The organism is Ellagibacter isourolithinifaciens (genome assembly GCF_008831035.1).
GTDB lineage: Bacteria > Actinomycetota > Coriobacteriia > Coriobacteriales > Eggerthellaceae > Ellagibacter > Ellagibacter isourolithinifaciens.
Window position 1 is genome coordinate 1 of the sequence record NZ_WAJR01000046.1, and the last position, 5,017, is coordinate 5,017.

Annotated in this window: 5 protein-coding genes; 1 reads left to right on the forward strand and 4 read right to left on the reverse strand. The window is 58.4% G+C overall.

Going from position 1 to position 5,017, the window contains the following annotated elements:
- Positions 1-89: IS3 family transposase (locus tag F8C90_RS10540; protein WP_151432084.1), on the forward strand; the 89-nt coding region annotated here is incomplete at its 5' end.
- 76 nt (positions 90-165) lie between these two features.
- Here the strand turns inward: F8C90_RS10540 and F8C90_RS10545 are convergent.
- From F8C90_RS10545 to F8C90_RS10560, 4 genes are all read right to left on the reverse strand, one after another.
- On the reverse strand, positions 166-2,256 hold the full coding sequence (locus F8C90_RS10545; RefSeq protein ID WP_158050463.1) for a glutamine synthetase III family protein: 2,091 nt from the start codon (positions 2,254-2,256) through the stop codon (positions 166-168).
- Between the two features lie 260 nt (positions 2,257-2,516).
- Entirely contained in the window at positions 2,517-2,939 is a 423-nt protein-coding gene (locus tag F8C90_RS10550) for a type II toxin-antitoxin system VapC family toxin (protein ID WP_158050464.1), read from the reverse strand.
- Positions 2,940-2,950: 11 nt separating this feature from the next.
- Positions 2,951-3,313, reverse strand: coding sequence for a FitA-like ribbon-helix-helix domain-containing protein (locus F8C90_RS10555; protein WP_158050465.1), 363 nt, complete (start codon positions 3,311-3,313; stop codon positions 2,951-2,953).
- 135 nt (positions 3,314-3,448) lie between these two features.
- A complete protein-coding gene (locus F8C90_RS10560) occupies positions 3,449-4,843 on the reverse strand; it encodes an MFS transporter (RefSeq protein ID WP_170264648.1) in 1,395 nt (464 codons plus the stop codon).
- Positions 4,844-5,017 lie beyond the last annotated feature (174 nt).

The window sequence follows — 5,017 nt, forward strand, 5'->3', positions numbered from 1 at the left end:
ATATCGTTCACTGGAACACAAGGAGGCGACAGGTTAAACTAAAGGGACTGACCCCGGAGGAGTTCCGGAATCAGTCCCTTGCAGCTTAGTCTTTATTGGCCCGTCCAAGAACTGGGATGCAGTTCAAAATCTCGGGGCTCTTTCATACGGCTATGACCTTGCGTTTTAGCAGTAGAACAGAATCTCGTTGTAGGTCGGCACCGGCCAGTGATTGTCGTCGACGACAATCTCCATCGCGTCGATTGCGGCGCGGAGCTCGTCCATAAGCGGAATGACATGGTGCGCGTTGTCGTTTGCACGCTCCTGCTGGTCGGCAATCTCGACATTGGCAAGATGCGCGGTGTTAAGGGCGTCGAGCGCCTCTTCCACGCGCTTCGTGCCGTCAACCACCGTTTGCAGCTTCTTCTCCTGGAACGTCTGATCAGCAGAGGGTAGCGCCGCCTTGACCTGGGCAATATCCCTCGCCACGTCAGCTGCGAAGCTGTTAATTGCAGGCAGGAAGAAGCGGCGAACCATGCGTTTCATAGTGCGCGCCTCGATATTGAGGAGCTTGTTGTACTTCTCGAGCTTCACCTCGTAGCGAGAGCGAACCTCGACCTCGGAGAGCACGTTGAACTCGCCGAACAAATCGATACTCTTCTGATCGATGAAGCACGGCAGCGCGTCGGCAGTCGTGGGATGGTTCGCCAGGCCGCGGCGCTCGGCTTCCACTGGCCACTCGTCGGAGTAGCCGTTGCCGTTAAAGATGATGCGCTGGTGCTTGCGCAGGTCATCCTTGATGTAGGCAATGGCAGCCGCCTCGAATTCATCGCCAGACTTGCCCTCCATGGCGTCGGCAAACTCCTTCAGGCTCTTCGCCATGGCCGTGTTCAGAATGGTGTTCGCGTCGGAGAGGTTCACCGCGGAGCCCGGCATGCGGAACTCGAACTTGTTGCCGGTGAAGGCGAACGGGCTCGTGCGGTTGCGGTCAGTGTTGTCCTTCAGGAAGTTCGGGAGCACGGCCACACCCAGATCCATCGCCACGCGCTCGGCGGACGTGTACTCCTTATCGGAGATGAGCGCATCCACGATGGCGCCCAGCTCGTCGCCCAGGAAGATGGACACGATCGCCGGAGGAGCCTCGTTGGCACCCAGACGATGGTCGTTACCGGCCGACGCCACGGACATGCGCAAAAGCTCCTGATAATCGTCAACAGCCTGGATAACGCCCGTCAAAAACACGAGGAATCGCAGGTTCTCCATCGGGTTCTCGCCCGGGTCGAGCAGGTTCTTCTTGCCTGCAGAAATCGCCCAGTTGTTATGCTTGCCCGAGCCGTTGATACCCTCGAAGGGCTTCTCATGTTGCAGGCAGACAAGGCCATGATGACTGGCAAGAAGCTTCATCTTCTCCATCGTGAGCAGGTTCTCGTCGATGGCTCGATTCGAGTTCGAGAAAATCGGCGCAAGCTCGTGCTGCGCAGGCGCGACCTCGTTGTGCTTGGTCTTCGCAGAAACGCCGAGCTTCCACAGCTCGTCGTCGAGCTCTTTCATGAACTCGTTCACCGTCGGGCGGATAGCGCCGAAGTAGTGCTCTTCAAGTTCCTGACCCTTGCACGGCGGATAGCCGAACAGCGTGCGGCCGGTCAGCACAAGGTCGAGGCGCTTGGCATAATCCTTCTCGGAAATGAGAAAGTACTCCTGCTCGGCGCCGACTGTGGTGACGATCTTCTGATGACCCTCGCCGAACAGCTTGAGCACGCGGTTCGCCTGCTCGTCGATGGCGACCATGGACCGCAAAAGCGGCGTCTTCTTGTCGAGCGCTTCACCGGTATAGCTGCAGAACGCGGTGGGGATGCACAGCACCTCGTCCTTCACAAACGCGTAGCTCGTCGGATCCCACGCGGTGTAGCCGCGGGCCTCGAAGGTGGCGCGCAGACCGCCCGAGGGGAAGCTTGACGCATCAGGCTCGCCCTGAATGAGCTCCTTGCCGGAAAAGCTCTGGATAGCACGGCCATCGGGCGTCGGGTCGAGGAAGGCGTCATGTTTCTCGGACGTGATGCCGGTGAGGGGCTGGAACCAGTGCGTGTAGTGCGTGGCCCCCTTTTCAATCGCCCATTCCTTCATGGCATGGGCAACAACGTTCGCAACCTCGAGATTGAGCGGCTCGCCGTCCTTGATGGTCCTCATGAGCTGCTTGTACGTTGCGGAAGGCAGACGCTCCTGCATGGTGTGCTCGTTGAACACCATCGATCCGTAGATTTCTGAAACGTGTGACATATACCGCGCTCCTTCACTGGTCGTCTCAAACGCCGATTAGGCGGTCACAACCGCAGTTTACTTTAGGGGTGCCATCGCAGCTTTTGGCTGATGGCCGCTTGCTCGACACGATAACACGAAGTTCCGCGCGACGCCCCCTTAACCAACGCTTATCAAACTAACGGCGAATTGTTTCGGACAGTTTACAGGGCAAAGAACACTTTGTTGCAACGAGGACGTCAAAGACAGGGGAAGATGCGGCACTGTTGAGTGCAAAACTGCTACGCGGTCGCTTCCGCTAGATCCGCCTCCTCGATGCAGTTCACATGCATGTCGCGCGCAAGCGCCCACATCTTTTTGTCGAGAGTGAAAAGCGTCGCACCTGTCCGACGGGCGAGAACAAGATAGAACATATCGTAAGAAGAGTGACCCCGGCAAAAAGATTCCGACAGAGCCTCCGCAGCAAGATTCTTGTCATCGTCGAATGTGTCGATATAGCCAATTCCGTTTTTTAGGTATTCCTGCGCAACGACTTCGCTTATACGTCCAGCTTTAACATATTTCGCAACCGCATGCGCCATCTCGGAAACGAACAACGACGGAGCGGTAATCTCCTCCCCGCTTAGCAGAAGCGAGGAAATCGCCTTACCCTCCTCATTGCGGCTCGCCATCGCAAGCGCCGCACAACAATCAAGGACAACCATCTTCGGCCTCCTCACTCATTGCCAATCAGCAGATTGAATAGATGCTCGGAACGCTCCTCGCGACCATCCCGAATCGTTTTCACAATGTCATCTGCAGACAATTGACTCATCTGGGGACACTCCTCAGCAAGAGCCTTCGCGCTTTCGAACAGCTCCTGGCGCTTCTTGATGCGAGCGGCGCGCTTTGCCTCCGTGTCGAAATCGAGATAGATCGAACGACGAGGCTCTTCCTTCGCGCGCGCATACTCGCCCGACACCATCGCCTCGACGGCGACGATGGTCTGCTGCGCAACGCTCCTGTGTTCCCTCGCGGCGACCTCTTTCAGCTTTTCGTACAGATCATCGGGGAAATCGCGAACTTGCAAAGCTGGCATAACAGCCCCCTTTCATGAACGCATGCTCTTTGCATGCATTATACATGATAGAAAGTGCCGCTGCCAAGAATGCCCTCTTCCCCGGAAACGACCCGCCGCGGACAAAAAAGGCGAAAACGCTAGCGTTAGCTTCCCCTACCCCACCTGCTTCTTCATCATGGGGTAGGTAAGAATGGCCAGCACCGGAATGGCAAGCGCAACGAAGGCGCCCGTGCCGAAGCACGCGAACGATCCCCACGTATCGATGATGACGCCGGCGAGCGTCGGCCCGAACGCAAGGCCGCAGATGCTGCCCGAGGTCACCCACGTGAGCGCCTCGGTGATGTTCGCCTCGGGCACAGCGCGCTCGGCCGTCTCGTTCAGCGTGATGACGAACGGGGCGTACGTGCCCGCCGCGACGAAGATAACCACGAGCAGGCTTACCGACGAGCTCACGAAAATCATCGACCCGTAGCCGAGGCCGATTACGATGGAGAACGCCAGCATCTTCTTGCTTTGACGTGCGGTGAAAAGAATCATGCCGAACACGAATCCGACGATGGTCGACACGAGCGACTCGATGGCGAGGATGAGGCTTGCGAACACCGGGTCGTTAAGCTCGATCTGCGCGAAGGACACCGTGGCGGTGTCGAAGATACCGAAGAAGCAGCCCATCAGAAGCGACAGGAAGAACAACGTGCGCACCACGGGATTCGTAAGGAACAAGCTGCGGGATCGCTTCTTCTTGCTCGCGCGAGCATCGTCGACCGCATCCGCGGAAACGTCGCACGCGATGCCCGAGCCAGCTGCAGGAGCGCTTCCGTTTCGCAAGCCTTCAGCCGCCGCACCGGACTCGGCCGGGGCGGCACCTTCGGAGCAATCGGCAGACGCGGCGCCTTCCTGGTTCGCAAGCTTCTTTTCCCATCCCGGCACCGGCTCGGTATCCTTAGACGACGCGAGCAAAAGCGTTCCCACCACGCAGCAGATAAAGCCGCATCCCATACCGGCGATAGGGTGGATTCCCGAAGCGAGCGCGATGGAAAGCGCGGGGCTCACCATGAAGACGATGTCGTCCATCACGCCCTCGTAGGAGAAGACAGTCTTGAGCTCTGGGGCACCGTCGCCCAGGCGACCCGATTTCACCAGGTAAACCCAGCGGGCACGTGTAAGCGCCTGAGGCGTAGGCAGAAAGCCCATGAGCACCGCGCCCACGAAGCACAGCGCAATCGGCAGCTTGAGCAGCACGGTGACCAGCAAGATTGCGCAACCGGACAGAGCGATGCACGTGGCGGGCACAACAATCGCGCCCTGACCGCGCTCGTCGATTTTCTTCGAGACGCGCGGCGAGATCAAAAACAGGGCGAACGCCACCACCGACGCAACCAAGCCCGCCATGAAATAGGAATACCCCGAAAGCGTGAGCATGGACACGGTACCGATGGTGCGCATGAACGCGTACATACGCACAAGAAGACCGCCTACCTCGAAAGAGTAGGCGGCCCTCACACGAAACATTGCACCGTACGCGTTCAAGTTGAATGAGCTAGCCATAATGGTTTCATTGTACCCGATGGGGCGCAAAGAAGTTACGTCACCTTCGTGCGAGTTAAGTTTTGCGGGAAAAGCCGACCGGAAGCCTTGCCGGTGCGACGGGGATCGGGGCGCCATCGGCGCTGCGGATGACCGCATTCTAGCACGACCCGGCGCGGAAGCGCGCGTTGGACC

What these genes read in the sequence shown, in the direction of transcription:
- F8C90_RS10545 (WP_158050463.1), bottom strand. Translation starts at nt 2,256, where the DNA reads ATGTCACACGTTTCAGAAATCTACGGATCGATGGTGTTCAACGAGCAC.
- F8C90_RS10550 (WP_158050464.1), bottom strand. Translation starts at nt 2,939, where the DNA reads ATGGTTGTCCTTGATTGTTGTGCGGCGCTTGCGATGGCGAGCCGCAAT.
- F8C90_RS10555 (WP_158050465.1), bottom strand. Translation starts at nt 3,313, where the DNA reads ATGCCAGCTTTGCAAGTTCGCGATTTCCCCGATGATCTGTACGAAAAG.
- F8C90_RS10560 (WP_170264648.1), bottom strand. Translation starts at nt 4,843, where the DNA reads ATGGCTAGCTCATTCAACTTGAACGCGTACGGTGCAATGTTTCGTGTG.